25 protein-coding genes and 1 tRNA gene are annotated in these 25,904 nt (G+C 68.5%); 8 read left to right on the forward strand and 18 right to left on the reverse strand.

All coding sequences use genetic code 11. The features are described from left to right. Positions 1–81: 81 nt before the first annotated feature. Complete coding sequence (locus KGQ19_RS05765) at positions 82–2,394, reverse strand: jacalin-like lectin (RefSeq protein WP_212008017.1); 2,313 nt, start codon at positions 2,392–2,394, stop codon at positions 82–84. 18 nt (positions 2,395–2,412) lie between these two features. Further along, positions 2,413–3,609 carry a Tat pathway signal protein gene (locus tag KGQ19_RS05770; protein ID WP_212008018.1) on the reverse strand — a complete coding sequence of 399 codons (1,197 nt, stop codon included), beginning with the start codon at positions 3,607–3,609 and terminating at the stop codon, positions 2,413–2,415. Between the two features lie 444 nt (positions 3,610–4,053). Here KGQ19_RS05770 and KGQ19_RS05775 point away from each other — a divergent pair, with 444 nt between their 5' ends. Further along, positions 4,054–5,715 (forward strand): hypothetical protein, encoded by a 1,662-nt coding sequence (locus KGQ19_RS05775; protein WP_212008019.1) that lies wholly within the window; start codon positions 4,054–4,056, stop codon positions 5,713–5,715. On the opposite strand, the gene KGQ19_RS05780 is transcribed toward KGQ19_RS05775, so the two are convergent. The 3 genes from KGQ19_RS05780 to KGQ19_RS05790 all read right to left on the reverse strand — a co-directional run bounded on the left by KGQ19_RS05780 (position 5,712) and on the right by KGQ19_RS05790 (position 7,855). Beyond that, positions 5,712–6,194: a hypothetical protein gene (locus KGQ19_RS05780; RefSeq protein ID WP_212008020.1), complete on the reverse strand. Its 483-nt coding sequence runs from the start codon at positions 6,192–6,194 to the stop codon at positions 5,712–5,714. The genes KGQ19_RS05775 and KGQ19_RS05780 overlap by 4 nt on opposite strands. Next, positions 6,191–6,559, reverse strand: coding sequence for a PadR family transcriptional regulator (locus KGQ19_RS05785; RefSeq protein ID WP_212008021.1), 369 nt, complete (start codon positions 6,557–6,559; stop codon positions 6,191–6,193). The genes KGQ19_RS05780 and KGQ19_RS05785 overlap by 4 nt, the downstream gene beginning before the upstream one ends. Before the next feature lie 81 nt (positions 6,560–6,640). Further along, positions 6,641–7,855 (reverse strand): ROK family protein, encoded by a 1,215-nt coding sequence (locus tag KGQ19_RS05790; protein ID WP_212008022.1) that lies wholly within the window; start codon positions 7,853–7,855, stop codon positions 6,641–6,643. 143 nt (positions 7,856–7,998) lie between these two features. Here KGQ19_RS05790 and KGQ19_RS05795 point away from each other — a divergent pair, with 143 nt between their 5' ends. From KGQ19_RS05795 to KGQ19_RS05820, 6 genes are all read left to right on the forward strand, one after another. Continuing rightward, positions 7,999–10,506, forward strand: a complete 2,508-nt coding sequence (locus KGQ19_RS05795; protein ID WP_212008023.1) for a family 20 glycosylhydrolase — start codon at positions 7,999–8,001, stop codon at positions 10,504–10,506. A gap of 118 nt (positions 10,507–10,624) precedes the next feature. Continuing rightward, the gene (locus KGQ19_RS05800) at positions 10,625–11,920 is read left to right on the forward strand and encodes an ABC transporter substrate-binding protein (protein WP_212008024.1); all 1,296 of its coding nucleotides are present in this window, start codon (positions 10,625–10,627) and stop codon (positions 11,918–11,920) included. Positions 11,921–12,013: 93 nt separating this feature from the next. Then, positions 12,014–12,922 (forward strand): carbohydrate ABC transporter permease, encoded by a 909-nt coding sequence (locus KGQ19_RS05805; RefSeq protein ID WP_212008025.1) that lies wholly within the window; start codon positions 12,014–12,016, stop codon positions 12,920–12,922. Further along, complete coding sequence (locus tag KGQ19_RS51730; protein WP_212008026.1) at positions 12,919–13,866, forward strand: carbohydrate ABC transporter permease; 948 nt, start codon at positions 12,919–12,921, stop codon at positions 13,864–13,866. The genes KGQ19_RS05805 and KGQ19_RS51730 overlap by 4 nt, the downstream gene beginning before the upstream one ends. 18 nt (positions 13,867–13,884) lie before the next feature. Next, a complete protein-coding gene (locus KGQ19_RS05815; protein ID WP_212008027.1) occupies positions 13,885–14,877 on the forward strand; it encodes a Gfo/Idh/MocA family protein in 993 nt (330 codons plus the stop codon). Positions 14,878–14,896: 19 nt separating this feature from the next. Then, positions 14,897–15,901, forward strand: a complete 1,005-nt coding sequence (locus KGQ19_RS05820; RefSeq protein WP_212008028.1) for a Gfo/Idh/MocA family protein — start codon at positions 14,897–14,899, stop codon at positions 15,899–15,901. Between the two features lie 5 nt (positions 15,902–15,906). Here KGQ19_RS05820 and KGQ19_RS05825 read toward each other — a convergent pair whose 3' ends face one another. Together KGQ19_RS05825 and KGQ19_RS05830 are read right to left on the reverse strand one after the other, a co-directional pair. After that, positions 15,907–17,199, reverse strand: coding sequence for a serine hydrolase domain-containing protein (locus KGQ19_RS05825; protein WP_212008029.1), 1,293 nt, complete (start codon positions 17,197–17,199; stop codon positions 15,907–15,909). Positions 17,200–17,317: 118 nt separating this feature from the next. After that, positions 17,318–17,905 (reverse strand): hypothetical protein, encoded by a 588-nt coding sequence (locus KGQ19_RS05830; RefSeq protein WP_212008030.1) that lies wholly within the window; start codon positions 17,903–17,905, stop codon positions 17,318–17,320. Between the two features lie 263 nt (positions 17,906–18,168). Here KGQ19_RS05830 and KGQ19_RS05835 point away from each other — a divergent pair, with 263 nt between their 5' ends. Next, positions 18,169–19,002: a nuclease-related domain-containing protein gene (locus tag KGQ19_RS05835; protein ID WP_212008031.1), complete on the forward strand. Its 834-nt coding sequence runs from the start codon at positions 18,169–18,171 to the stop codon at positions 19,000–19,002. 321 nt (positions 19,003–19,323) lie between these two features. Here the strand turns inward: KGQ19_RS05835 and KGQ19_RS05840 are convergent, their stop codons facing one another. The 11 genes from KGQ19_RS05840 to KGQ19_RS05895 all read right to left on the reverse strand — a co-directional run bounded on the left by KGQ19_RS05840 (position 19,324) and on the right by KGQ19_RS05895 (position 25,799). Beyond that, positions 19,324–20,316 (reverse strand): hypothetical protein, encoded by a 993-nt coding sequence (locus KGQ19_RS05840; RefSeq protein WP_212008032.1) that lies wholly within the window; start codon positions 20,314–20,316, stop codon positions 19,324–19,326. Next, positions 20,252–20,788, reverse strand: coding sequence for an NUDIX domain-containing protein (locus tag KGQ19_RS05845; protein WP_212008033.1), 537 nt, complete (start codon positions 20,786–20,788; stop codon positions 20,252–20,254). Before KGQ19_RS05845 ends, KGQ19_RS05840 begins: the two co-directional genes overlap by 65 nt. Positions 20,789–20,923: 135 nt before the next feature. Next, positions 20,924–21,184 carry a hypothetical protein gene (locus KGQ19_RS05850; RefSeq protein ID WP_212008034.1) on the reverse strand — a complete coding sequence of 87 codons (261 nt, stop codon included), beginning with the start codon at positions 21,182–21,184 and terminating at the stop codon, positions 20,924–20,926. Further along, positions 21,181–21,393 (reverse strand): hypothetical protein, encoded by a 213-nt coding sequence (locus KGQ19_RS05855; RefSeq protein ID WP_212008035.1) that lies wholly within the window; start codon positions 21,391–21,393, stop codon positions 21,181–21,183. Before KGQ19_RS05855 ends, KGQ19_RS05850 begins: the two co-directional genes overlap by 4 nt. 63 nt (positions 21,394–21,456) lie before the next feature. Continuing rightward, positions 21,457–22,302 (reverse strand): helix-turn-helix domain-containing protein, encoded by an 846-nt coding sequence (locus KGQ19_RS05860; RefSeq protein WP_212008036.1) that lies wholly within the window; start codon positions 22,300–22,302, stop codon positions 21,457–21,459. A gap of 5 nt (positions 22,303–22,307) precedes the next feature. Further along, the gene (locus tag KGQ19_RS05865) at positions 22,308–22,823 is read right to left on the reverse strand and encodes a DUF6879 family protein (protein WP_212008037.1); all 516 of its coding nucleotides are present in this window, start codon (positions 22,821–22,823) and stop codon (positions 22,308–22,310) included. Beyond that, on the reverse strand, positions 22,798–23,028 hold the full coding sequence (locus KGQ19_RS05870; protein ID WP_212008038.1) for a hypothetical protein: 231 nt from the start codon (positions 23,026–23,028) through the stop codon (positions 22,798–22,800). Before KGQ19_RS05870 ends, KGQ19_RS05865 begins: the two co-directional genes overlap by 26 nt. 159 nt (positions 23,029–23,187) lie before the next feature. Beyond that, complete coding sequence (locus KGQ19_RS05875; RefSeq protein ID WP_212008039.1) at positions 23,188–23,697, reverse strand: terminase small subunit; 510 nt, start codon at positions 23,695–23,697, stop codon at positions 23,188–23,190. Positions 23,698–23,918: 221 nt separating this feature from the next. Then, the gene (locus tag KGQ19_RS52555; RefSeq protein WP_212008040.1) at positions 23,919–24,419 is read right to left on the reverse strand and encodes an HNH endonuclease; all 501 of its coding nucleotides are present in this window, start codon (positions 24,417–24,419) and stop codon (positions 23,919–23,921) included. Between the two features lie 163 nt (positions 24,420–24,582). Next, entirely contained in the window at positions 24,583–25,566 is a 984-nt protein-coding gene (locus KGQ19_RS53370; protein ID WP_230418234.1) for an Lsr2 family DNA-binding protein, read from the reverse strand. Positions 25,567–25,728: 162 nt separating this feature from the next. Then, positions 25,729–25,799, reverse strand: a tRNA-Gly gene (locus tag KGQ19_RS05895). Positions 25,800–25,904: the final 105 nt, after the last annotated feature.

The raw sequence follows: 25,904 nt of genomic DNA on the forward strand, positions 1-25,904 counted from the left end.
ACCGAAGCGGCGCGCCTCCCATTCGGGAGACGCGCCGCTTCGGCGTCCGCCGGACGGTGTCAGCCGTCCGCGGTCATCGGCTCATCGGACGACGATCCCGATGGACCCCAGACACATGGCGGTGTTGTTGTCGGCCGCGGTAGCCGAACCGAAGAAGCCCGTTACCTCCTGGCTCTGCGGACTCGCGGCCCGCAGGGTGAAGGTCTGGACGTTCGAGGTCGAGGCCCCGCTGCCGAAGACCTCGCTGACGGCACCGCTGCGCTGGTGGAACTGGATCTTGGTGATGTACCGGCCGCCGTACCAGGTCCCGAACTCGCCGGAGATCCCGACCAGCGGGTCCTCCTCGCTGAAGGTGAGCGTCGTCTTCGGCGCGCTGCCGACCGGCACCCCGTTGCCGCCGCGGAGCGGGTCGGCGGTCCCGTCCCCGTGAGTGGCGTGGATGCCGTCGATGATCTCGCCGTGGTAGACGTCGACGCTGCCGATCCGCTCGGTCGAGGACGTGTCGTCGAACGGGTTGCCCGGCGCGCCGGCCGGACCCATCCTCACCGCGGGCGCCGCCGGGTCGTCTTGCGCAGTCCGGGCGTGCGGGCCGGCGTACCGCCACAGCGGTTCCCAGTAGGCCTTGAGTAGTTCGGCCACGGCCTCGGGGCCCTCGATGAGGTAGTTGAACTCCGACAGGGAGCCCGGGTACAGGTTGTCCGACCCGACGACGTAGGCCTCGTCGTCGATGATCATCAGCTTGGAATGGTTGCCGGGGGCGGACGGGACCTTGTCGTAGACGTAGCCGCTCGCGTTGAGGACGGAAGTCGCCGCGCTGCCGATCACGCCCTTAACGGGGGGCTGCTCGCTCAGCGGCGGTTGTTTGAGGGTGGCGGTGTATCCGTCCTTGGACAGCCCGGGCCACTTGTAGGTGTCGCCCTCCACGTTGTTCGCCGGGGGTACGGCGTCTGTGTAGTAGAAGGGTGCGACCGCCAACCGGCTCAGCGCTTCGGCGCGGGCCCCGCCCGGGTCCGGCAACACGGCGTCGGTCTGGACGTCGTGCGTCATGTAGTACCGCATCAGGTCGAAGGTGCGGACCGCGCCGGACCCGAACGAGTACTGGTCGCCCTCGGCGCCGGCCCCCGCGTCCAGCGGCGAGACGACCACCTGCACGGTCAGTTCCTTGGTGGCCAGCAGCGCCTGGATGAGCCACTGGCAGACGACGTGGTCCGACCAGTTCTTCTTCCACGCGCTGATCAGGTCCATCTGCGACATCTTGATGGTGCGCTTCGCGCCCAGGATCAGCTGCTGCTTCATCAGCTCGGACGCGTTCTGGAAGTCCGTGCCGTCGCGCCAGTACTTACCCACCGCCAGCATCCCGGTGGCCGGCTTGTACTCGTTGAGCGCGTCGTACTCCGTGTACATCACGCGGATCGGGAAGACGTCCGCGGTGAGGCCGGGGAGCGTCTGCAGATCCTGGCCGCGGATGTCGCCGGGCGCGGGGCCGGTGGGCGGCACGATCGCCGTCGCGGCGGGCTTGGGGTCCTCGTCGTGCAGCTTGACGATCGCCGCCTGCTGGTCGCCGACGTACTTGACGGCCGCCGGCGTGGTGAGCGGGTTGCTCGGCCGGGACGTGGCGGGGTCGCGGTTCTGCCATGTCAGCTTCACCGGATCCAGCTGCTCGGAGCTGAGCAGGTCGTTGCCGACCGCCCACAGCTGGTCCAGGTAGCTCTGCGCGCCGGCCGCCCCGGGGCCGTGGACGACGACCGAGGCGTCGTGGACCGGCGGGTAGCTGCGGAACAGGTCCATGTTCAGGTTGTGGCCGCCGGCCAGCGCGGTCGTCCCGTCGACGACGACGATCTTGGAGTGGTTCCAGGTCATCTTCGTGTCGTCGCTGGAGAACATGCTGTCGTTGCCGAAGACCTTCAGCTGGAGCGCGTCCAGGAAGCCCTCCCGGAGGCGGTAGAACCGGCCCAGCCAGATGTCCGGCGGCTTCTCCCAGGCCTGGCTCCGATCCCGCACCAGGCGGATCAGGGCCTGCTTGAAGAGCGTGTAGTTCGTCGGCTCGCCGACCGGCACCATCGGTGTCTGGCCGAACAGGAACCGGAACTGGGTCGGGGCGGTCCGGCCCGAGCGCGCGCTCAGCGCGGTGTCCATGGCGCCGATGATGACGCCGGCCCAGTCCGGGTCCGGGCAGTTCAGCGACGATATGTCGCAGCGGTAGAACGACTTCTGGACGCACTCCTCCAGCGCCCGCTCGAAGTCGGCCTGCCGGGCCCAGGACTGGTCCATGATGCCGGGGCCGAACGGCTGGCCCCACACCCGCGGGGTATCCATCAGCCGGACGTAGCCGCGTCCAGAGCGAGCGCTGAAGTAGCCCTTTACCTTCTGTTGCACACTGTCGATCTCAGTCATGGCTTCTCTCGCTCTCCTCTACAGGAAGGTCCATCGAACCCAGCCACCGTCCTTGGCGGCGGCCGCGGTGACCGGATAGGGCTGCCGGTAGGGCGGGTCGCCGACCACGTCCTCGAGGTAGTAGGTGTTCCACGGGATGCTCCCGGAGATCGAGGACACGCGCCGGACGTACGGACGCAGCGGTTTCACGCTGTCCCGCAACGGACCGCCGGCCATCGCGTCGAGCTGTGCGTGGTCGAGGTGGATCTCCTGCCGCAGCTGGAGTGCGGGCTGTTCGACCGCCGACTTCGCGGCGAAGGCCGTCCCCCACTCGGTGAGGTAGGCCCGGGCCAGCTTGTAGACCAGCTGCCCGACCCGCCCGACGCTCGGGCTGAGGTTGGCCGGGTCGTACTGGCCGTCGGCGGTCGTGTTGCCGGCGACCGTCCCGTGCCGCCCGCGGCACGCGAACAGCTTGTACTCGGTGGGCTGCGCCGCGCCGCTCTTGGGCGGCGCCAGCGGGTCGGTGAGCTGGTAGTTGTCGGCCAGACTCATCCAGTCGCCGCCCAGCGTCAGGGCCTGGGTGCTCCCGGCCATCCGCGCGTTGGGCCGCGGCACCACGCCGTTGAACCCGGTGTCCAGGTGGTCCCACGCGGTGACGCCGACGTAGGAGGCGACGTTCGGCGAGAGCTGGGTGAGGATCCCGTACCAGGTGCCCGGGCCCGGCACCGGGTCGATCGCGAGGATGCGCACCGGGATGTTCTTCACCTCCGGCGAGCCGTACGCCTGCAGGAACCAGGCGGCCATGACGCATTCCACGGCGCCCCGGCTGTGCCCGATGAAGTTGTACGCCTGCGCCCCGCTGGCCGCCGCGAGGTTCGCGCCGTGCAGCGCGAGGGCCGCGGCCTCCCAGCCGGTGAGCGACGAAGTCGTCGAACGCCGGTCACCGCCGGAGTACTTCTGCGCCTCGTTGAGCAGATCGCCGGGCACCTTGAGCGGACCGCTCAGCATCAGCGGTTCACTGGTGTTGCCGGGCTGGCTCCAGTCGTTCTGTCCCACCCCGCGCACGGTCACGCTGGGCCCGGTGGCGTGCAGATCGCCGGAGATCTCCTTGTGGACGCGGACCGGGATGTAACCCGTCGCCGGGTCGTAGATCCGCAGATCGCTGTCGCTGCGTGAGGCCTCACCCTCGTCCCGGGTGCAGGCCGTCCCGCAGAAAGACACGGTGAACACGGTCATTCGATCGCCCTTCCCTTCACTGAGCTGGGCTTTTTCCCTCTTTGTGAGCGGAGCGTATCTCGGTATCACCGGCCATCACAGACATCAGGTGATGATTCAGTCAGCGATATCGGAACCCTGACATAAAGGTCCTCATCTAACAACTACGAACCCTGATATACCGGTCGGCCCCTGTGCTGCGATGACCGGTCGAACCGGGTCGGAATAGCGAGGAACCCGCAGGTGAATTGTGAAGATGATCTATATAGGGGGTACCTCGGATACCGGAGGGGGCGGCAGCGGCGTTGGATGGGGAGGCCACCTGTGGGTCCGGCGGGCGGCGGTGCGGGATCCAGCGAGGATCCGGGTTTTGACCGTTCCTTGATTCGGTCTCGGCTACCGCCGATCCAGGGCGCCCCCTACGCTTGCCGCGTGAAAAACGGAATCCGCGAACAGGGGGGCGGCATGAGTTGGAAGCACGTCCAGTCCTGGGCGGACAAGCACCCTGTGCCCTCCGTGGCGATCGGCGGTGCCGCGGCCGTCATCGTGCTCGGCCTGATCGGTCTGCTGGTCTGGAAGCTGCACGGCAAGGACCGCTCGGTCAAGGTCCGCGGCCTGGTGGCGCTCGGGACGCTGATGGCCACCATGGTCCAGGCCTCGGGGATGTGGCACTTCTTCGGCGACGTCATGCACATGTCGCTGGCGTACAAGATCGTCATGTTCCCGTTCCTGGAGATCCTGATCCTGGCCTTCGGCCTCAAGGCGCTGGAGAAGGCCGAGGAGGCGGGCAACTGGCTGATCTACGCCGCGATGCTGTGGATCCTGGCGATCTCCTCCGGCGGCATGTCGGCTTCCGACTCCTCCGGATTCCGTGAGGGCCTGTTCCGGCTCCTGGTCGCGGTGGTCATCGCCGTCCTGTGGACCCTGGACCTGCTGGACTTGTGGCTCAAGGCCCGTAAGAAGAAGGCCGACGAGGCGGGCCGGCCGCTGGAGAAGGTCCGGTGGCGCTTCACCCCGCGCGAGCTCGGCATCCGCCTGGGCCTGGCCTCGGCGGACGACTCGACGCTGTCCGACCTGGACGCCAACCGGCACTTCGAGCGCTACCTGCGGGTCTCGGACAAACTGAGGATCCTCAAGGAACACAACGCCCGGGACGGCGCGATCCACCGCATCGCCGCCCGCGAGGCGAAGGCCAAGGCCCGACTCCAGCGGCACGCGCGTCTGCACGCCGATCCCAGTGCCCTGATGAACGCCCTGGGGGCCCAGGCCGTGGCGGACGCCCAGGTCCGGCTCGGCATCGACGAGGCGCAGACCGAGCTCCGCCAGGCCCGGCAGCGGGCCGAGGAGAGCGCGGCCGAAGCCGACCAGCTCAATGAACTGCTGAGGACCGAGCGGGACGCCGCGGCCAAGGCGGCGCAGGAGGCGGCGGCGAAGATCGAAGAGCTCGCCGCGTCGCTGAAGGCCGACCAGGCGCAGGCGGCCTCGGCGGCGGAGCGGGACCGGTCCGAACTCGCCCAGGAGCTGACGGAGCTGCGCGCCGAGCTGGAGGCGGCCCGAGCCCGGACCGGCGAGGCGGATCTGGAAGTCGAGAAGAGCCTGCGGGCTCGGCGTGAGCTGGTCGCCGACCTGGAGATCGAGCGGCGCGAGCGGATCCACATCGAGGAGCTGCGGACCCAGGACGACAAGAACGCCAAGCGCCGAATAGCCGATCTGGAACGTGCTCTGGACGACCTGCGCTCCACACGTCAGATTTCCGCTCATGCCCCGACCCCGGTCCACGCTCCCGGTCCGGCTCCGGCGACGATCCCCGCGCAACGACCGGCGCCGACCGCTGCCCCCGGGCCGGAACCGCGGGCGGCCGAGGCATCGGCGATCACGGTCAACGGCTCGAACGGCTCCGGCCGCCAGACGACGGCGAAGCAGGCGTTCTATCAGGCCGCCGATCAGCTGACCGACCAAGGCGCCGACGCCGACCATCCGCTGTTGAGCCCGCACGGTCCGACCCGCCATGCCGCCGCCCGTGAACTCGTCGACTCGCTGGGCTACAGCGACACCGCGAACCAGACGGTCCGGCGCTATGCCAAGGCCTACCTCGATGAGCGGAAGTCGGAGGCCGGCTCGCGTTAGGCCGCCGTTCCTCGGCCCGGAACCGTGCGCCGCCATTGAAAGAACCAGTGCCAGGTGGTGTTGTGGATGATGTAGCCGGCATAGGTGATACACAGGGCCCTCCCGGACCAGGACCACCCCCGCAGAAACGCGATGATGACGGCCAGTTGCAGGAGCCCGGGGATGAACCAGAAGCCGATCCGGGCCCCGTAGGCGTCGTACTGCATGAGGAGCCCGAAGTCGGCGATCAGATAGGCCAGGATCGCGCGCCGGGCGATGTCCCCGGCCAGCCGGCCGGACTCACGCGGGCCGTCGACCGCGAGCCGGAGCCGGAGCGCGAACGTCGCCAGCGACAGCACTTCACGGGGCTTGGGCCTCTGCTGTCCGGCCCGCGCGCCGTCCATGAGTACCGTGAGCATCTCCTCGGCGTGCTCGGCCCGGTAGCCGCGGGGCAGCATCCTCAGGATGCTGCGATAGCCGCTCTCCAACGTATCGGTCACACCGTTCCCCCCATCGTGTCCGGCCCGACGTCGCGGCCCGGTGGCATGAACTTCTTCAGCCGGGCCAAGGCCACTGCCGCGTCGGCGGCCATTCGGTTCGCCTCGGCGGCCAGAACCGCCGCCCCGGCGTCGGTGAGGCGGTAGTAGCGGCGCAGGCGTCCGGCCTCGACCTCGTCGCGGTGTTTCGCGATGAGGCCGTCGCCGGTCAGCCGCTCGAGTGCGCCGTAGAGAGTGCCGATCCGCAGATCGACACGGCCGTCGGTGATCCGCCGCACTTCCTGGACGATGCCGTAGCCATGGCGTGGCTCGTCTATCAGGGCCGTGAGGATCAGGAAGACCGGCTCCGTCCTGCCGAGTGCCTTCATGGAAGAAGATATATCGGCTCGCGAGCTATTGGGCAAGAGCTGATAGCGGGGCGCAGCCATGCCGGTGCGTCGTGAGTCCGCTCAGCCCTCGGCTCGCGCGTCGATCGCCGAGAACGCCGCGGCTTGCGGCGGCGGGAACCCGGCCGCGGTGCTCACCGCCGCCTCCAGGAACTCGTCGATCGCGTCCAGCGCCAGCCGGATCGCCCCCAGACTGACCGACTGGTTGCCGAGCGAGGAGACCTCGACCGCCGGGATGCGTGAGTAGGTGAACTCGTCGATGTAGCGGCGCAGCGGCTTCAGCAGCGTCTCCCCGGCGCGGATGTTGCCGCCGCCGACGACCACCATCCGCGGGTCGACCGCGAGCGCCAGGGCCGCGATCCCGAAGGCGAGGCCTTGGCTGAACGCGTCGACCGCGGCCACCGCCTCTTCGTCGCCCTGGCCCGCGAGGGCGAAGACCTCCTCCCGCGAGCCCACGCGGCCTTCCACCCGCAGCGCCTCCAGCCGGGACGGCGCGTCGGCCCAGCCGACCTTCGCCAGGGCCCCGATCTCGCCGGCGCCCCCGGCGTACCCGCGGTAGAGCCGGCCGCCCAGCAGCAGGCCGGCGCTTGTCCGGTTTCCGGAGTGCACGAACACCATGTCGTCCACGTCCTGGGCGACACCGCACCAGTGCTCTGCGACGGCCGCCAGGTTGCAGTCGTTCTCCAACAGCACCGGGCAGCCCAGCAGGGTACTGAGACGCGCGGCCAGGTCCGGTTCCGGGCCGTCCTCCCACTGCACCACCTGCTCGATGCGGCCCCGGTGCACGATGCCGGGGACCCCGACCGCCGTGACCCAGACGTCCGACAGGCTGCGTCCGGCCTTCTCAAGGGCCTGCGAAGCCGCCGCCAGGATCGTGGCGTCCCGGGACCGCACCGCCGACGCCGAGTCCGTCGCGGCCGACGCGGTGGCCGCCGAAGGCACCGCGCGGTACGCCGACCCCAGCGGCTCGCCGCGCAGATCCGCCACGGTCGCCACGATGTTGTGCGGCCCCACATCGACGCCGAGCAGCGTCCCGGCCTCGGCTCTGAGCCGGTAGTGACGCGCGGGCCGCCCGGCGCCGGGGTGTCCGCCCTGCCCGTCCCCGATCAGCCAGCCGAGGTCGACCAGGTCCAGCACCACGGCCTCGGCGGCGGTCCGGGACAGTCCGGTGAGCCCGGCGAACGCCGCGATCGTCCGCGGCGCGTCGCGCGCGGCGCGCAGGGTCGCCAGCAGGTTGATCCGCCGGAGCAGTGAGCGATCGCCGCCGCGCGTGGCCACCGGCCGCCTCCTTCGTCATCGAGTTCCGGGCCGCCCCCGCCGGGCCCTTGACGCCTCGTCAGCAGAATATTAACTTAAAGTTGGTTATTTAAAACGCGCACACCGGCTCGGCTGCGACTTCGTGCTCTGTGACGGAGGCCATAGTGACGACGACCGAACGAGACAGCGCTCCAACCGCACCCCCGGCGACTCTGCCGGCCATCCAGCAATGGACACCCGGATCCGGACCCGGCTTCGGCTGGCAGCCGTCCGGCCGGATCCTGGTGGACCCGTCGTTCGCCTCGGCCCTGACCACGGACGCGCAGACGTTCGCCGACGATGTCGGCATGGTACTGAACGCGCCGGCGCCCGCCGTCGTCACCGGTGCCCTGGCGGCGGGCGCCGCCGGCGACATCCACATCTCACTGGCCTCGACCGATCCCCAGCTCGGGACCGAGGGCTACGAGCTGACCATCGGCCCGATCCTGCAGATCGGTGCCGGCTCGGCAGCCGGGGCGTTCTGGGCGACCCGCACGATCATCCAGATGATCCGGCAGAGCGTGACGCTCCCGGCCGGGACCGTGCGGGACTGGCCGCTCTATCCGGTCCGCTCGGTGCTGGTCGACAACGGCTCGCGGCCCTTCCCGATCGGCTTCTGGCACAACGAGATCCGCGAACTCTCCTACCTCAAGCTCAACGAGCTGATGCTCTACGTCTCCGGCCTGAACCTGACCGACGCGCAGATCCAGCAGCTCGGCGCGTTCGCCGAGGCCTACCACGTGAACCTCGTCGGCCAGGTCAACATGCCCGGCCACATGGACACCGCGCACGAGGGCATACCGCCGGAGTACGAGCTCACCGACAGTACCGGCGCGCCGATCCTGGGCGCCCTGGATCTCACCAACCCCACGGCGGTGGCCTGGGCCCGGCAGCTGGCCGCGCACTACCTCGGCCTGATGTCCGCGCCGGTCTGGCACACCGGCGGCGACGAGTACGCGTTCTACAACAAGAAGATGAACGACCCGGCGGACATGCCGAAGCTGGTGCAGTACGCGCAGAGCCAGTACGGGCCGAACGGCACGATCGAGGACGTCTACCGCGCCTTCATGAACGAGACCGACGCCATCGTCCGGCAGCAGGGCAAGGCCCTGCGGATGTGGAACGACGACCTGTTCGCCACCGCCACGGTCCCGCTGAACAGTGACATCACCATCGAGTACTGGCTCAGCGGCGGCAGCATGTCCCCGGCCGAGCACGCGGCCAACGGCAACCTGCTGATCAACGCGAACGCCGCGACCCTCTACTTTGACGAGAACGCGCCGGGGGCCGCGAACACCACCGGCCAGATCATCTGGGAGGACTTCGATCCGGCCGTCTTCGAGGGCAACCAGAGGCTGCCCGGCGGCGCGACCGATCCGCACCTGGTCGGCGTCAAGCTGTCGTCCTGGGACGCGACGCAGGAGAGCGTCGGCGCCCTGGAACGGGATCTACAACCGTTGCAGGAAGCCCTCGCCCAACGCGCCTGGGGCTCACCGAAGCTGTACCCGACCTGGGCCCAGATGGCGTCGACCGTCACGGCGGTCGGCAAGGCGCCGGGGTTCTTCGACACACCCGCCGCGGGGGACCCCGGCGCCGGTTCGCTGCCCGGGTCCCAGGCCGAGGTGTACGACGACGCGCTCGGCACCTTCACCGTCCAGCCGGACGGCAGCCTGCTGCACACCTACTACATCTACGACCCGCCGGGCAGCTACAAGACCGAGGTCGTCGCGCCGGCGGGTTCGGCGGCCGGCCGGCCCGCGGCCTTCGGCTCGGGCAACCAGCAGCACGTCTTCGCCCGCGGCGCCGACGGGCACCTGCTCCAGTGGGTGACCGGCACCGCGTTCGGCGGCTGGGGCCTGGTGGACTGGACCGCCGAGGCCGCGGCCCAGGGCGGCCCGTCGCTGGACCTGGCCGGCGATCCGGCCGGGTTCGTGTTCGGCACCACGCAGCACGTCTTCGGCCGCGGCAGCGACGGCCGGATCCATCACTGGTGGTACACCGACGCGGACAACACCACCCGGGCCGACGACTGGGGCGGCCCGATCACCGGGAACCCGGCGGCGGTCGCGTTCGGGGACGTCCAGAACGTGTTCGCGCGGGGTGTGGACGGGCTGCTGCACCACTGGTGGTGGCAGGGCTCCGAGCCGATCTACGAGCACCACGAGATCTGGTTCGGCCCGTTGCCGGCCCCGGACGCCTCACCGATCGCCCTGGACTACGCCGAGACCGAGATCCACGTGTTCGCCCGCGACACCGAGGGCCATCTGCAGCACTGGTGGTTCGACGACGTCGCCGGGCAGACGAACGTCGAGGACTGGACCGCCGCGACCGGCTACTCGATCGCCGGCGACCCGTCCGGCTTCGTCTACGGCGACCAGCAGCACACCTTCTTCCGCGACGCCGCCACCAATCAGCTCGACCACGTCTGGAGCACGCACGGACTGGGCCTCGGCCACGAGGACTGGAGCACGGAGGCGCCCGGCGGCGTCGTGGCGCTGGCGGGCGATCCGTGGTCCTGCAACGTTTTCAACGCCGAGCAGCACGCCTTCGGCCCGGACTCGGCCGGGCACGTGCACCACTGGTTCTGGCGGCAGTCGGACGGCTCGGTGCACCAGGACACCTGGCAGCAGTAGCGCAGCAGCAGCCCCATACCCAGGGCCGACGGGGATTCATCGGCGGCGGCACATCTGAGCCGCCGCCGACACCGAACGAGAGATCAAGGACTTCCCATCGCACGGAGGGGGATCAAGCATGCCCAGATCGATTCGCGGACGCCTGCCCAGGGCCGGGGTCTGGCTCGCGCTCGCCGCGACCATGGCCGTCGGCGCGTGTGGGACCAAGGAGACCGGAACCAAGGCCCCGACCCATCCCACGATCACCTACTGGTCCTCGTGGCGGGTCGGCGAACCGCAGCAGAAGATCTTCGCCGACGGCATCGCCGCCTACGAGAAGGCCACCGGCGTCACCGTGAACGTGCGCTGGCTCGGCCGTGACTACGGGACCAGCGTGAAGGACGCCGGCGCGGTCGGCAAGGGGCCGGACATCTTCGACGACACCTCCGACCACATCTCCGACTTCCGGTCGCACGGGCTGGTCCTGGACGTGGGTTCGATGATGGACATGACCATCCCGAACGACAACGTCAAGCTCGGCTCCGTGCTGCCGACCGCGGTGCAGAAGGCGTCCTCCGACGCCGGCGGACTGGGGCTGATCCCCTTCACGCTCGGCTCCAGCGGCATCTGGTTCGACGCCGCGACCCATCCCGAGTGGGCCGCCGACCCGCCGGCCACCTTCGACGACCTGCTGGCCACGGCCGAGAAGATCAAGGCCGCCGGCGGCGTCCCGTTCGCCCAGGACGGCTCGGTCGACGGCTACAACGCCTACTGGATCTACTGGCTCCTGGTGCGGCACGGCGGCCCCGGCACGCTCGCCGCGCTGGGCAAGAGCCCGGCCGGCTGGGACAACCCGGCGGTGCTGGCCGCGGCCCAGGACGACGAGCGGCTGGTGAAGGCCGGCTTGTTCGAGCCTGACTACATGGCCACGAAGTACCCGGCGGCCCAGAACCAGTGGGCCCAGCGCAAGGAGGCCATGAACATCAACGGCACCTGGCTGAACAGCGAGACCGCGCCCGATCAGGTCTCGGGGTTCCAGGCCCAGATGTTCCAGTTCCCGACCGTGCCCGGCGGGTCGGACTCCGCCGAGGTCGGCACCGAGGGCTGGAGCATCAACCCCAAGTCGCCGAATGTGGCGGACGACGAGCAGTTCCTGCTCTTCATGATGCAGAAGCAGTACATGACCCGGATCTCGACCGAGGCCCTGAACATGAGCCCGCGATCCGACGTCCCGGCGCCGCCGATGCTGGCCGCCGCGCAGAAGGCGATCCTGGCCGCGACCAGTGTCCAGCCCACCGACGACAACGCCTCGAACCTGTACAGCGGCTGGTGGAACGACGTCTTCCTGCCGCTGGACAACCAGCTGTTCGCCGGGAAGATCACGGCCGAGCAGTTCGTCAGCATGGGCAAGTCCCAGACCGCCTCGTACAAGTGACGTCGGCTCGGACGTGACGACTGCCTCTAGTACATGACGACTGCCTCTACATGACGACTGCCTCGCGAAGCCGCAGGGCGGGAAGGAGGGATGATGGCGCGCAGCGTCGGTGGCGTCCGTGGGGAACGTGACCGGATCTACGTCCCGTACCTGCTTCCCGCCCTGCTCATCTACACGTTCCTGTTCATCGCGCCGGCCGCGGTGACCATCTGGTACAGCTTCACCAAGTGGCAGGGGCTCGGCACCACGGCCCACTACAACGGGCTGGCCAACTACCGCGCGATGCTGAGCAACTCGGTGTTCCTCACCGCGTTCCGCAACACCCTGATCCTGGTCGTGGTCGGCGGCGCGTTCGTCTTCGCGCTGACCTTCCTGACCATGGTCGTCATGCGGGAGATGCGGGGCCGGTCGTTCGTCCGCTCGATGCTCTTCGTGCCGTGCATCCTGTCCCCGATCGCCATCGGCACCGCGGTCGGCTTCCTGCTCAATCCGGACGGCGCGCTCAACCAGGTGCTGTCCGACGTGGGACTGCACAGCCTGACCCGGGGCTGGCTCGGTCCCGATCTCATCTTCAAGTGCATCATCGCGGCGGTGGTCTGGATCAGCACCGGCTTCTACGTGGCGATCATGATGTCCCGGGTCGACGCCATCCCGGAGGATCTCTACGAGACCGCGCGCCTGGCCGGGGCGAACCGGCTGGAACAGTTCCGCTACATCACCTTCCCGCTCACCCGCGACGCGCTGTCCACCGGCGCGGTGTTGTGGGTGATCGGCGCGGTGAAGACGTTCGAGATCGTGATCGCCTTCACCGGCACCGCCGGGAACCCGCCGATCCAGGCCCGCAGCGCGGCGGTCGAGCAGTATCTGGCGGTGACCGGCGGGGTCTCCGGGACGCCGGAGCTGGGATCGGCCGCCGCCATCGGCGTCGTGATGTTCCTGCTGACCGCGGTGCTGGTGGTGGCGTTGCGCCGGCTGCTGCGTTCGGAGGCGGTGGAACTGTGAATCCGAGCACTGACGACCTCGCCCCGGCCGGTACCGGCCGGGCTCGGGCGGCGAAGCGGCGCCCGGCGCCTGCCAAACGCGCGATCGACCGGCTGGACGGCCTGCTGAGCGGTGCGGTCAAGACCGGGCTGTGGGTGTGGGTCGCGATGTTGGTGGTCCTGACCGTCTGGGTCGTGGTCACCTCGCTCAAGACGAACGGCGAGGTGTTCACCGATCCGTTCGGCCTGCCGAAGTCCCCGCAGTGGCGGAACTACCGCCTGGCCTGGTCGGTGTCCGGATTCGGGCAGGCGGCCTTCAGCTCGGTCACCGTGGTCGCGGCGTCCGCGCTGCTCACCATGGTCATCGCCACCCCGGCGGCCTACGTACTGGCCCGGGTGAACCGGCGCAGTGCCGACCGCGTCATCACCTACTTCGCCATCGGCATGGGGATCCCGGCGCAGGCGCTGGTCGTCCCCTTCTTCCTGATGTCCAACGACCTCTCGACGTTCATGACCGAGTGGGTCACCGGCTGGTGGGACGACCGGATCTCGCTGGCGCTGATCTACGTCGTCCTGTCGCTGCCGTTCACGGTCTACCTGCTCACCATGTACTTCCGGTCCCTGCCCACCGAGATCGAGGAGGCGGCGGCGGTCGACGGCGCCGGGCCGACCCGCACCTTCGTGGAGATCATGGTCCCGTTGGCCCGGCACGGGTTGGTGACCGCGCTGGTGCTGAACATCGTGGCGTTGTGGAACGAGACGCTGTTCGTGCTGATCGTGGTCGGCGACCCCCAGCAGCGGACGCTGCCGGCGGCTCTGCTGGAGCTGTACAACACGATGCAGTACACCTCGAACTGGGGCGGGCTGTTCGCCGGCATCGTCATCCTGGTGATGCCGATGATCCTGCTCTACCTGTGGGCCGGTCGGCGGATCGTCCAGGCGATGACGCAGGGCGCGATCAAGTAAGTCATCAAGCTCCGAGAGGTGGAATCCGCAATGCTCAAAGTGGCGATCCTGGGTTTCTGGCACGTCCACGCCACCGGCTACGCCGAGACGATCCGCGATCACCCCGGCACCGAGCTGGTCGCGGTCTGGGACCCCGATCCGGTGCGCGGCGTCGAGGCCGCCGAGCGGTGGGGCGTCCCGTTCGTCCGGGACCTGGACACCGTGCTGTCCTCCGACGTCGACGCGGTCGTCGTGACCACGGCGACGGTCGAGCACGCGGACGTCATGGTGCGGGCCACGGCCGCCGGGAAGCACGTCTTCGCCGAGAAGCTCCTCGGCGTGAACCTGGCCGAGGTGGACACCATCCTGGAGGCCGCGCGCGGCGCCGGGGTGGCTTTCACGGTCGCGTTGCCGCGGCTCCACGAGCACTACACGCTGACCGTCGACCGCCTGCTGAGGTCGGGAGAATACGGCGACCTGACCTACGCGCGGGTCCGCCTGGCCCACGACGGATCCATCAAGGACTGGCTCCCCAAACGGTTCTACGACCCGCGGGAGGCAGTCGGCGGGGCACTCACCGACCTGGGCTGTCATCCGGTGTACCTGCTGGACCACTTCTTCGGCCGGCTCCCGGAGTCGGTCTCGGCCGTCTACGGCGAGATGACCGGGCGCGGCGTCGACGACAACTCGGTCGTCACGTTCCGATACGCCGACGGCGCGATCGGCGTCGCCGAGACCGGGTTCGTCACCGGCGGCCACAGCCCTTTCACGATCGAGTTGCACTGGAACCGCGCGAGCCTGTTCTACGGCCACGGCGGCGAGGCGTTCCAGCTGTGGGAAGACGGCGGGCCGCGCTCGTTGCGGGAGACCGAGAAGGACGCGCCGACGCCGTTTGAGCAGTGGGTCGCGCAGACCGCGACCGGCAGTGTCGAGGACGCCAACCTGCGCGCCGCACGCAATCTCACCGAGCTGGTGACCATGGCCAACGAGAGCGCGGCGACGGGCCGGGCCGTCCCGCGCCGGCCCGAATGAGAGAACGCGGAGGCACACGATGACGGAGCAGTTGCGGGTCGGGATCATCGGCGCCGGCGGCATCGCCGGGCTGCATGCCGAGGCCTACGCCCAGATCCCCGACGCGGCGCGGGTCACGGCGGTCAGCGACATCGACCTGCCGGCCGCCGAGGCGATGTCCGGCAAGCTCGGAGCGACCCCCTACGAGGACTACCACGCGATGCTGGCCGCGGAGGTCGACGCCGTCGACATCTGCCTGCCGCACCACCTGCACGCCGACGCCGTGGTCGCGGCGGCGCGCGCGGGCAAGCACATCCTGTGTGAGAAGCCGTTGTGTACGACACCCGACGAGGCCGCTGTGGTCCGCCGAGCCGTGGCGGAGGCCGGCGTCACCCTGATGTGCGCGCACAACCAGCTGTTCCTCCCGGCGGTCGCCGCGGCCAAGGAGCACATCGCCGCCGGCGAGCTGGGCGACATCTACGAGGTCCGCACCAACGACGCGTTCCGCACCGGGATGACCGCCGAGTCCGCCGGCTGGCGGGCCCGCACCGCGACTGCCGGCGGCGGCGAACTCATCGACACCGGCTACCACCCCTCCTACCTGCTCCTGCACTTGGCCGACGGGCAACCGACCCAGGTGACGGCGATGCTGGCGAACCACCGCCTCGACTTCCTGGAAGCCGAGGACTCGGCGCAGGTGTTGGTGCGCTTCGATAACGGCGTCGTCGGCAACATCGCCACCAGCTGGGCCTACCAGCCGCCGTCGGACACCGAGCGGTTCTCGGTCTTCGGCTCGAAGGGTTCGCTGCGCGGCGGCGGCGAATGGCTGCGCCTGGAGACGATCGACGGCGGCTCGCGGGCTCGCCGCTTCCCCGCCGTCGACACGTTCGGCGCGGAGATCGCCCACTTCGTGCGGTGCGTCAGCACCGGCGAACGGCCGCCGCACACCGAGATCGAGGGATCGGTGGTGCTGGAGGTGATCATGGCGGCGTATCGGTCGGCGGAGAGCGGCCGGGTGGTCGGTTTGTCAGGACTCGGAGTCTGAGCTGATCATTTGGCCGCTGACTTCGGCGCCGCGGCGGGGTCGAACGCCGCGGCGGCGATCCCCATCAGGAACGAGGTGTCGCCGCCCTTGCCGTCGTCGGTCGGCGTGTACGCGTAGGCGATCGCGCGCTGGAGGTCGCTGCTGACGAACACGCCGTCGGTGTAGCCCGGCCGCGATCCGGTCTTGCCCCACCCGACCACACCGTTGGGCATCGTCACGGACATCAGGCCCATGCTGAAGCAGGCGCGGCCGGCCGCCGGGCCCATGGTGCAGTGCGTGTTGTCGCGGTAGGGGACGTTCGGCACCGTGAACAGCAGCTTCGTCTCGGCCGGCGGCAGCAGACGGCCGGAGGTGAGCATCGTCAGCACCCGGGTCAGGTCCGACGCGTCGGAGATCATCCCGCCCTCGGCCCACGGATAAGGGCTCTGATCGCTGACGTCGGCGAGGTCGCCCGCGCTGTCGACGGTCAGGTAGCCGTGCAGGTGCGGTCCCGGGATCCGTGGATCATCCAGGTCCGGGACGGAAGTGGCGGTGAGGTGCAACGGACCCAGGATCCTGCTTTGCACCTGATGTGCGTAGCTGTCCCCGGTGACCTTCTCGATCAGCATGCCGAGCAGGTAGTAGTTGAGGCCGTTGTACCGCTGCGCGGTGCCCGGCGCGAAGTCCATCGGGTTGGCCGGGGTCCCGGCGTTGGTCAGTGCGGCGGTGACGACCTGCTGTGGCGTCCACACCTTGAAGCGGTTCTGGACGAACCACGCGGGGTCGTCCTCGTGCATCGGGAGGTTTCCGGCGGCCGGCAGCCCGCTGGTGTGGTTGAGCAGTTCGGCGATCGTCACCGGCGGATAGCCCTCGGGGAACAGGCCCGGCAGGTAGTGCTGGATGGTCTGGTTCAGATCGACGCGGTTCTCGGCGACCAGTTGCAGCGCCACCGTCGCGGTGAAGACCTTGGTGACGCTGCCGATCCGGAACCGGTCGTCCGACCGCACCCCGGCCCCGGTGGCCAGATCGCCGATCCCGGAGGTCCCGGACCACCGTCCGCTCGGTCCGCTCACCTTGATCAAAGCGCCGGTGATCTCGCTGTCGGGGAGGTTGGCGATGGCGTTGCGCAACGCCTGCGGATCCAGCGGCGGGGTCGGGATCACGGTCGATGCGGAACGCGCGGCCGATGGCGCCGACGCGGAGCCGGACGTCGACGCGGCCGCCGTCGCGACCGTCCCGGTGGCGGCCAGGCCCGCGGCGGCCAACGTGACGACGGCGCGGCGGCGGGCCCGGCGCGCGCGGTGGTGGGAAGGATTCATGCGTCCACCGTCGCAAGTCCCTGACTCGGCGGCGATGGAGCGAACCCGTCGATAGTGGTGGGGATGGCCCTACCCACAGCCGCTACCACCCGGCGCGCGTGGCGCAGTGGTGCGGGGACTACGGGTGGTACTTCTCCTCGACCGTCTGCACACTGCCGGACTTGCGGTTCATGGTGACCCGGACCTTCACGCTGTTGGTCTTCGCGGCCGTCTCCAGCTGGTCCTCGGTGCACTTCGTGGTGCCGTAGCCATCCCCGCCGATGGTCACGTTCCCGTCGGACCCACCGCAGATCGCGGCCGCACCCAGGATCTTGGTGGCGTCCGAGACATAGAACCCCTGGTCCGTGCTGCCATCGTCGGGATGGACGATGAACTTGCCAGGCGCGAGGTACTGCAACGTACCGACGATCGAGACCTGGTCACCCGCATTGGCGACGCCGCCCCCGCCGGAGGACGTCGAGCTGCTCTTGGCACTGGGCACACTGCTCGGCTGGGCAGCGGAACTCGTGCTGGTGCCACTCGCAGCCGTCGTGCTCCCGGCACCACTCCCCGGCGTCGTCGCAGCCGACGACGTCGGCGCGGACTGAACCGTCGACGTGACGGTGACCGGCGCCGCCGCCGGTTTCGAGCTGTTCGAGCCGCACGCGGCAAGCCCCCCGACCAACGCGGCGACTGCAACGATCTCGGCGAAGCGCACCCGTGCCATGACATACCTTCCGTGTTGGATTCTGCTCACACCGACATGACGGGCCGCACGACGACTGGTTGTCATGGGACTGATCACGAATTGGTCACGACGCCCACGGCGAGGGCGGCGGCCACCTGCCCGGTCGGTGGGCCGAGTGTCGCAGGACCCTGTCAGACCCGCGGCCGGAGCCGTAGGCTGCACTGAGCGTGCATGCTTGACCGCCCAGCGTTCCACGCGCGGTGGCGGTTGTCGGTCACCGGGCAAGCTCAGCAGGGGGAAACGTGGGGGAACTGACGGTCAGGGCGTGGAAGAGGTACGGCAAGGACCGCTTGTACATCACCCACACCGCAACCGGCGCGAACGTCGGCTACTACGATCGCCAGACGAGCAAGCTTCACGTTGAAGACCCGGACCTGCAATACAGGGCTTTGGAAGCGCTGACGCCGTTCCTCAGCGGTGATATCAGCGCTTTGGCCCACGTCGTCGATTCAGCCTCGCCTTCGCCTGGCTCGGATCTGGCAGACAACGTTGCCGGGGGTGCTGTCAGCGAACGAGCCGCTGAGCTCTCGCCAGGCCGATTCCAGCGCATCGCGGCGAAGCTTCTGGGCATCAGGACGGAAGCAACGTCCTGGGAAGTAGGTGCGGCTGGTGAGCGTCGCGTGGGCGATCGCCTCGACCGGCTCAGGGCGCATGGCTGGAGCGTCTTGCACTCCATACCGCTCAAGAGCGGCGCGGACATAGATCACGTCATCATCGGGCCCGCCGGGGTGTTCACGATCAACACGAAGCACCACCCCGGCGCGCGGGTCACCGCCAACGGCGACTTCGTCCGCGTGAACGGCCAGCTCAACGACTACGTTCGGAACAGTCGGCATGAAGCCTCGGCCGCCGCCAAGCGGCTGACCTCAGCGTGCGGGTCGCCCGTTGGCGTCACCGGCGTCCTTGCTTTCGTCGGAGCGCAGTCTCTGAGTGTGAAGGAACCACCCGTAGACGTCCTCATCGTCCCTGGAGAGCGGCTGGAGCGGCTGTTCCTCAAAGCTCCGCCAGCGCTCAGTCCCGACATGCGACAACGGATCTACGCCGCCGCCCGGCGTGCCGAACTTTGGCTTGCCTAGCACGCGCACCGTCACGGTCCCTGAAAACGCAGAGAGCCCAGGTACCGGACAACCGGTCTACCTGGACTCCACCTTGCTGAGCGGGCGACGAGAATCGAACTCGCGCTCTGAGCTTGGGAAGCTGGCCGGGCCGGGTTTCCGAGGTCTCCGCGACGTGCTGTTGATCACGTAATGCAGGCTTGACCTGCGGAAACAGCTTACCGCACTTGACTGCTATTCCCTGTGGTTCACCGCCCCTACTCGCACGTTGTCGCACGGAGTTGCATGGGCTGAGCTGCGGCTATGCGTACCGATGTCGCACGTGCTGACCGGCGGGATGGACTATGCCGCCGAGGCGTAGCTCCCGGATCGGAACAGCGCCACGAACTCGCCGGGGCCGTATCGCGTATCGAGCCAGCGCTCCAGCGGCGTGAGGTCGCCGGTCAAGGTCGCCCGGATGATGTGGGCGTGAAGCTCATCGGCGGCCGGTCCGCCGATCTCTGCCAGGAAGGCGGCATAAGGAGCGGTCACGAGCTTGGCGTAGCCGCTCATCGCCTCAAGCCACGGGCCGCCAGGCTCGAACGGGCTCGCCGCGTTTCCCGTGGCGTCGAGGAAGGCGTGACGATCGATGCCCTCGGCCGGGCAGGCGATTCCGGCGGCGCGCGCCGCCTCACTGGCAATGGCGGTCGCTTCCCGGTCGAACGCGCCTTCCATGACGACGCCGAGATTGCGGGTGGACGCCGAGCCTTCCGGGTCACGGGCTGAGTAGGTCTGGCCGGACTCGCGGCGGTAGTTGATCCCGTGACGGTGCCGATGGATGCCGGTGGCGCCGAGCCAGTAGGACCGGAAGGTCAGGTAGTGGTGGCAGTCGTGGACGTAGGCGCGTAGCAGGTCCAGCCCGGTCACGCCGGGGGCGCTGAGGATGTCGCCCGTGAGGTCTCCGTACCTGCTGATGACGGCCGACGACTGCACGTACCGGTAGCCGGGGGTCTGGATGTCGTCGGGGGCGCGGTAGGGCAGCAGTCGGTGGTGGAAACCGCCCCATGCCTGCATGGTCGAGGCGACCGCGACGAAGACCTGCTCGAACGGAAGCAGGTCGGTAGCTCCCAGGGCTACGAACCGGTCGCGGGCGAGTCGGACGCCCTCAGTGAAAACGTCCCGGTCGGCGAGCCCGGACAGCAGATCGGGCAGTGTGACGAACTCCAGGTGCGGGTAGCGGTCGCCGAGCTTGAGCGTTCGGGCGGGATCGGTCCGGAAACGGGTCAGGCGGTCAAGGATCTCCCGCTTCTGTCCCGGCGTGCCGGTCAGCTTCTCGTTGGGCGTGAGCACGGTCAATGTCGTCCCCCTTGAACCAGTTGCGGTTTTGTTCGATCAGTTCGCGGTGCGATGGCAGGAGCCCATCCGGTAGCGCGTCGATGTCGAAGAACTGCGCGTCGAGGACTTCCTTCGGGTCAGGCGTGTAGGTGCCGCCGATGAACTCGGCGAGGAACGCAACTTCGGCGCGTAGGCGGAACCCTGTGACCAGCCGGACTGGCTCGGGGAGCGCCTTGACCTCATAGCCGGTCTCCTCGCGTGCCTCGCGGGTTACCGTCTCGTGCCACTGCTCGCCCGACTCGGCGTAGCCGGTCACCAGGCCCCACGGGCGCGACGGTTTCCACATACGGCCCTTGATGAGCAGCACGTGCCCAGCGTCGTCACGGACCAGTCCCGACACTCCTACGATAAACTTCGGCTGGCTGACCCACAGGATGCGCCACTGCGCCCCGCCGGCGTGCCGTCCGATGAACTTCCAGACCTTCTCTCTCATCCGGTCAGCCTCCCAGCCGTCAGCGACTCGTCGCCGGAGAACTCGCCGGGCAGACAGGCGCGGCCTTCTCGGCGGCATGGAAGCCCTGAGCGAAGAATCCCAACACGAGCAGCGCCAGAACGGCGCCGAGCACCTTCATGTCCCTGTGGCGGCGCGCCGAGTGGCCCATCCTCGGCGAGCCGTTTGCGAGCGGGCCGCGCGCGTCGCGGCCTCGGCCTCACCGACAAGCCGCCCGAAGTAGCCGGGCTCGATGTGCGCGCGATGGTCGGGTACGACGGTCGATCGGGTGCCGCCGCTCCAGGACACGACGTAGAGGTTCGCGGCGCGGACTTCCACGATGATGCCCACCTTGCCGTTGCCGATGTCGATCCGGTCGCCGAGCGAGGCAGTAGTCACGCGGTTGCCCCCTTCGGCCAAAGGCACGAGGTCTCGTGCCGGTCGCGGACCTTGTTGGCGTAGATGACGAGCCCGGCGGCGTACGGCCCGGCCTTGTAGCCGCACACGCACCGGATCATCCAGCCGAACGGTTCGGCCTGCCCGCGCGGGGTGCGCTCCACGACGGTGCCGGTGATCTCCGAATCGATGGCGTAGCTGTCGAGGCTCATGCATCCACTGTGATCCGCTAGCGAATCAGAGGTCTATGACTGTGCTTCGATGTGCTCGGCCATTCACCCGAGCGCGTCGATTGCGCTCGTGATGACCTTTGTTGCGGCTGGTCCGTGAACGGCCAGGTCCTTAAGCATCCTGAAGACGTGGGCGTACATCGCGATTTCGGAGGGCCGAGTCAAGGTGAGGTAGGCGGAGACCAGTTCGACGTTCACCTGTGCTTCGTCATGCATGTAGAACGACTCCACGGCGCGGATGCTGGTGCGGTCCGCTGAACTGGGGACGATGCCGAGGCTGACGTTTGGAAAGATAGACACGGCGAGCAGGTGCGCCAGTTGCTCAAGCATCGTGTCCGTGCCGCCGACGGTCGCCCGGATGACGGACTCCTCTACGAGGAACGCGAATCGTCGGTCGGGAAGCCGTAGGACGTGCTGACGTTCCATCCGTACGGCTACCGCGTCCTCTACGTCGTCGGTGAGCCCCCGGCGCTCTTGCACGGACCGTAGGACGGCCCTGGTGTAGCCCTCGGTCTGGATCAGGCCGGGCAGCGTCGTGGAGCTGTAGATACGGAACCAGCGAGTCCGCTCATAGATCGGTGCGACCGACTGTTGGGCGAGCTTGAGACCGGTCCTCTCCATGCGACGCCAGTCGGTGTACATGCCCGCGATGCCTCGTGCGGTGGCGATGAGGTCTTCGGCCTGCTCGGGAACCTCGCAGTGAGTCGCCCAGACGCGGAGGTCGTCGTCGGACGGGTTGGTCGTACCGTGCTCGATCTTGGAGATCTTCGACTCGTGCCACCCGGCCAGCCCTGCCAGCGCCCGCGCCGTGAGACCCGCGTCGCGGCGGATGTCGCGCAGGCGTCGGCCGAGGGCTTTCCGGGCCTCCAGGACGCTAGAGAGAGACGACACCGGGCCTATGCCGGGTGGTACTGGGCATGCGGGACGGCGCGGTCCCAGGCGGCCCGGAAGGCGGTGACGCATTGCTTGGCTAGGTCCGGGTCGTCCTCGATCAGTTCGTGACCGGTTGAGTCGCCGTTGCCGTTGAAGTGGTTGACCAGGAGCGTCGTCTCGTCAAAGAGCCAGTGGTCGTTTCCTGGCAGCAGCAGGCTTGTCGCCTGTCGCCGAGGCAGCCAGCGGATGTCTTCACCGGCGGCGATGTTCAGGCCGGCGGTAACGCTGTGCTCGAACTTGATGTAGTCGCTGACGGGTTCGGAGACGACGCGGACCCGCTTAACCTCGACTCCGCGCGCTACGGTCGCGCTCACCAACTCGAACCACGTAGGCCAGCGGTCCGCCGGAACGATCTCGCGGCCTGCCTGCCAGTCCACGAACGCCGGGTCGGTGAGCTTGTACCCGTCGCGCATCTCCAAGTGCCAGGCGGACCGCTGGACGCGGGCGAAGAGGTCAGTGAAGCTCGGGGCCTCCGCCACCGTTCACCTCCGGGAAGAAATGCATCATGCGGGTCGGGAACTCGATCACGGTCTCATGCTCGGGGATGCTCATCTCGGCCAGCTTGGCAGGGTCGAGGACCTTCCAGCCCTGAAGGATGTAGTTGCCGGTCACGTCGTCGTAGTAGACGGTCGGGCTGTCGCCGTCGGGGCTGTCGGGGTCCTTGCCGAGCATGTGCAGTGCCATGGTGCCCTCCTCGGGTCTTGGGCGTTGCCGGTATTCCGCAGCTTGCTTCAAGGTCCTGCTTCCGGGAAGGGGCTGTGCTCGAACTTGCTTGAAGTTCTTGAGTTGCCCTGGGAAAGCGCCTGAGAAGGGGCGGAAGGCGTCGGCCATCCGCCCGTTTCCCTAGACCTCATCCGGTTCGAGGACGTGGTAATCCTCGCCGCTGACCTCCAACTCCTCGTCGGGGAAGTAGGTCGGTTCGATGGCGTAGCGGCTGGGTTGCGAAAGGGTGTCGAGGAGGCTGGACAGCGCGCTCCGCTCATCCTTCCTTGGGGTGCTAGCCGGGGTGAGCCGCAGCTCTCGCAACACCTCCAGCAGGCGCGGCGCGAGATGCCAAAGTCGGTTGCTGTCCGCCTGTTCCGTGGCGACATCCACAGCTTGAGCCAGGACGACCCCGAGGGCTTCAACTGCGGCGGACTCGGCTGACCGTTCGGGGATGGCCTCAAACGTCTGCCGCATCGCCCGCTCCATTGGGCCGGGGACATCATGGCGTGACGTGGGGGCGGGGGCGGGGAACAGAGCGTCGATGGAGTCGGCGGACTCAGTTCGCTCAGATTCGTTGATAGTCATGATGGTTTCCCATTCCTGATTGCTGTTTGCGATTTTTTTCTTCCGCTGGGGGATATTGGACACGGGGCGCGGGGTGTCCGCTGCGTCCAATGCCTAGAAAAAGCCGGGCCACCAGTCCGGACGCGGGCGAACGCCTGTGGCCGTGAGTCGGTCGATGTCTTCGACGTCCAGCGCGTCGTGGCACGCCGTGCATAGGTACACCGCGCCATCGGGGCCGTAGCCGTACGCGCTCCGCACCGACCGGCCACTGACACTGCACTGCCAGCAGGTACGGCGTGCGCGTCTCAGCGCCCCGCCCATGCGGATCCTCCTTCGGCGAGGTACGCCGAGGCTGCAAGCCAGGCAGGCGCGAATCGCTTGCCTCGCATGAGAAGGTCCTCGGCAGTTGTGCGGGTCAGCGTCGTCCGGCACGGCACGCATACGTACAGCGGCTGATCGCACGGTCCGGTGACCTGAAGTCCGAACGGCACACTGGGCCGGTCGCTGGCGTGGCACTGGATGCATGGCGCGTCGTGCAGCGCGGGCGTGAACTCGGCCTCGGGGATGCGTCGAGTTCGCCGTCCGCGACCGCAGTTGCACGGTAGGCACTCTGCGCGCAGGTTGCGGCGGTCGTGGGTTCCCCCGTAGGCCAAGGGAATGATGTGATCGGCAGTCGTGGCTCGGCCGGTGCAGCGCGGGCCGCCGATCTCGCAGCGTCCCCGTGCGTTCCTGATGACCTTCTCGCCGTTCAGGATGCAGTCCTGGTCTGCCGCTCTGCATCTTCCTCGGGTGCGCTTAGGTTGCACTGTGTCACCTCCATCAGAGTCCTGAGATACCTAAGGGCAGGGCTTCCCGCCCAGCCCCGTCCCTTGACCTTGACCGCGCCCGAGGCCACATCGGGCAGCACGACATCGCCTCGCGGCCGAGTTCCGGATCACGAGCCATGGAGTGATGTCGTGCGCGCCCTGCTCAGCGGTAGCGATCCGCTGGTGCAGGTACCTCGTCGGCTTGTCCGAGGTGGCGTTGTACCGCCGAAATCAGGTCGGTGAGCGTCGGTCGTCGCCGGGGTGATCGCGATGATCGCCGGTCCCGACGGCCGCCCCGCTCAGCGCGGTCTGATGACGTTGCGCAGCGATGCCTAGTAGGCGACGCGCGCAGGGCGAAGACCGGCGCTCGCGTACGCGTCGAGCGCGGAACGCCGGATGCGGACGTGACGACCGAGCTTGGTAGCCGGCACTGAGCGGTTCTCGACGAGGCGACGGATGTACCGCTCACCGACGCCGAGGACGCTCCCTTGACCATGCAGGGATTGACCGAGATCAAGTCGTCTTCGACGGCGGTTGCCATGATCGCGTGAAGCAGCCGATAGCACTGCGCGGCGGTCGCCTGCCCTGCGTTCGCCGGGATCGGTTTGGCGGGCCGTACGTCGGGGCGACCGGCGGCCTCCCACGCTGCGATTACCGATGGCTTGAGACGGCCGGTGCTCGTCACCTCGATCCCCTGAGCTTGCGCCCATTCACGGGCGGGATGCCGCCGCACCTTGCCCCGCCCCTTGGCCTCAACCTTGCCCCGCGCCTCGCGGACAACGATGGCATTCCACTCCCGCACCGTCTTGGTCGTGATCCTGCGCAATGGCGTCGCGCCCAGCTCAGCCGTTGAGTCGCCCGACCCGACGGCCGGGATCAACCAGTGGGCGGCGAGGCGCTGGTACAGCGCCACGGTGCGTGGCTTCAGCTTCGGCCGAGCGGCCAGCCACTTCGGGAAGTACGCCGCGAGCGTGATGTCACCGATCAGAGGATCGCGCCAGGTACCGCGCAGCATGTCGGCGCGCACGGTGGACAGCCAGCCGTCCGCCTCGTCCTTGGTCGTGAACGTTATCGGCGCTAGACGGCGCTCGCCGGACTCCTCGATCGTGTAGTGCGCCTGCCAGCGTCCTGAGGGCAGACGGCGCACCGCACCGAACGTTCGGCGCGAGGACTTGCGGCCATGACGGGTTCCTCCGGGCGGGTCGGTGCGACTGCTAGTCGCACGTTGTCGCATGTCGAGGCCCTGAACACCAAAAAGCCGGTCCGCCCATTGGGCTAGAGACCGGCTCTGACCTGCTGTTTTCCTAAGAGCGGGCGACGAGAATCGAACTCGCGCTCTGAGCTTGGGAAGCTCATGTTCTACCATTAAACTACGCCCGCGCAGGCACCCTCCGGCGGGAATCCGCCCGGCGAGCCGCCGTATGAGCGCCAACTGTACCTGATCGCTCGTGGCCGCGTCACGGAGGTTGGGGGGCGGGGCTGGGT

Source organism: Catenulispora pinistramenti (assembly GCF_018274385.1).
GTDB lineage: Bacteria > Actinomycetota > Actinomycetes > Streptomycetales > Catenulisporaceae > Catenulispora > Catenulispora pinistramenti.

Coding starts and splice junctions, on each gene's coding strand:
- KGQ19_RS05765 (WP_212008017.1), bottom strand. CDS start 2,394: ATGACTGAGATCGACAGTGTGCAACAGAAGGTAAAGGGCTACTTCAGC.
- KGQ19_RS05770 (WP_212008018.1), bottom strand. CDS start 3,609: ATGACCGTGTTCACCGTGTCTTTCTGCGGGACGGCCTGCACCCGGGAC.
- KGQ19_RS05775 (WP_212008019.1), top strand. CDS start 4,054: ATGAGTTGGAAGCACGTCCAGTCCTGGGCGGACAAGCACCCTGTGCCC.
- KGQ19_RS05785 (WP_212008021.1), bottom strand. CDS start 6,559: ATGAAGGCACTCGGCAGGACGGAGCCGGTCTTCCTGATCCTCACGGCC.
- KGQ19_RS05800 (WP_212008024.1), top strand. CDS start 10,625: ATGCCCAGATCGATTCGCGGACGCCTGCCCAGGGCCGGGGTCTGGCTC.
- KGQ19_RS05805 (WP_212008025.1), top strand. CDS start 12,014: ATGGCGCGCAGCGTCGGTGGCGTCCGTGGGGAACGTGACCGGATCTAC.
- KGQ19_RS05820 (WP_212008028.1), top strand. CDS start 14,897: ATGACGGAGCAGTTGCGGGTCGGGATCATCGGCGCCGGCGGCATCGCC.
- KGQ19_RS05825 (WP_212008029.1), bottom strand. CDS start 17,199: ATGAATCCTTCCCACCACCGCGCGCGCCGGGCCCGCCGCCGCGCCGTC.
- KGQ19_RS05830 (WP_212008030.1), bottom strand. CDS start 17,905: ATGGCACGGGTGCGCTTCGCCGAGATCGTTGCAGTCGCCGCGTTGGTC.
- KGQ19_RS05845 (WP_212008033.1), bottom strand. CDS start 20,788: ATGAGAGAGAAGGTCTGGAAGTTCATCGGACGGCACGCCGGCGGGGCG.
- KGQ19_RS05855 (WP_212008035.1), bottom strand. CDS start 21,393: ATGAGCCTCGACAGCTACGCCATCGATTCGGAGATCACCGGCACCGTC.
- KGQ19_RS05870 (WP_212008038.1), bottom strand. CDS start 23,028: ATGGCACTGCACATGCTCGGCAAGGACCCCGACAGCCCCGACGGCGAC.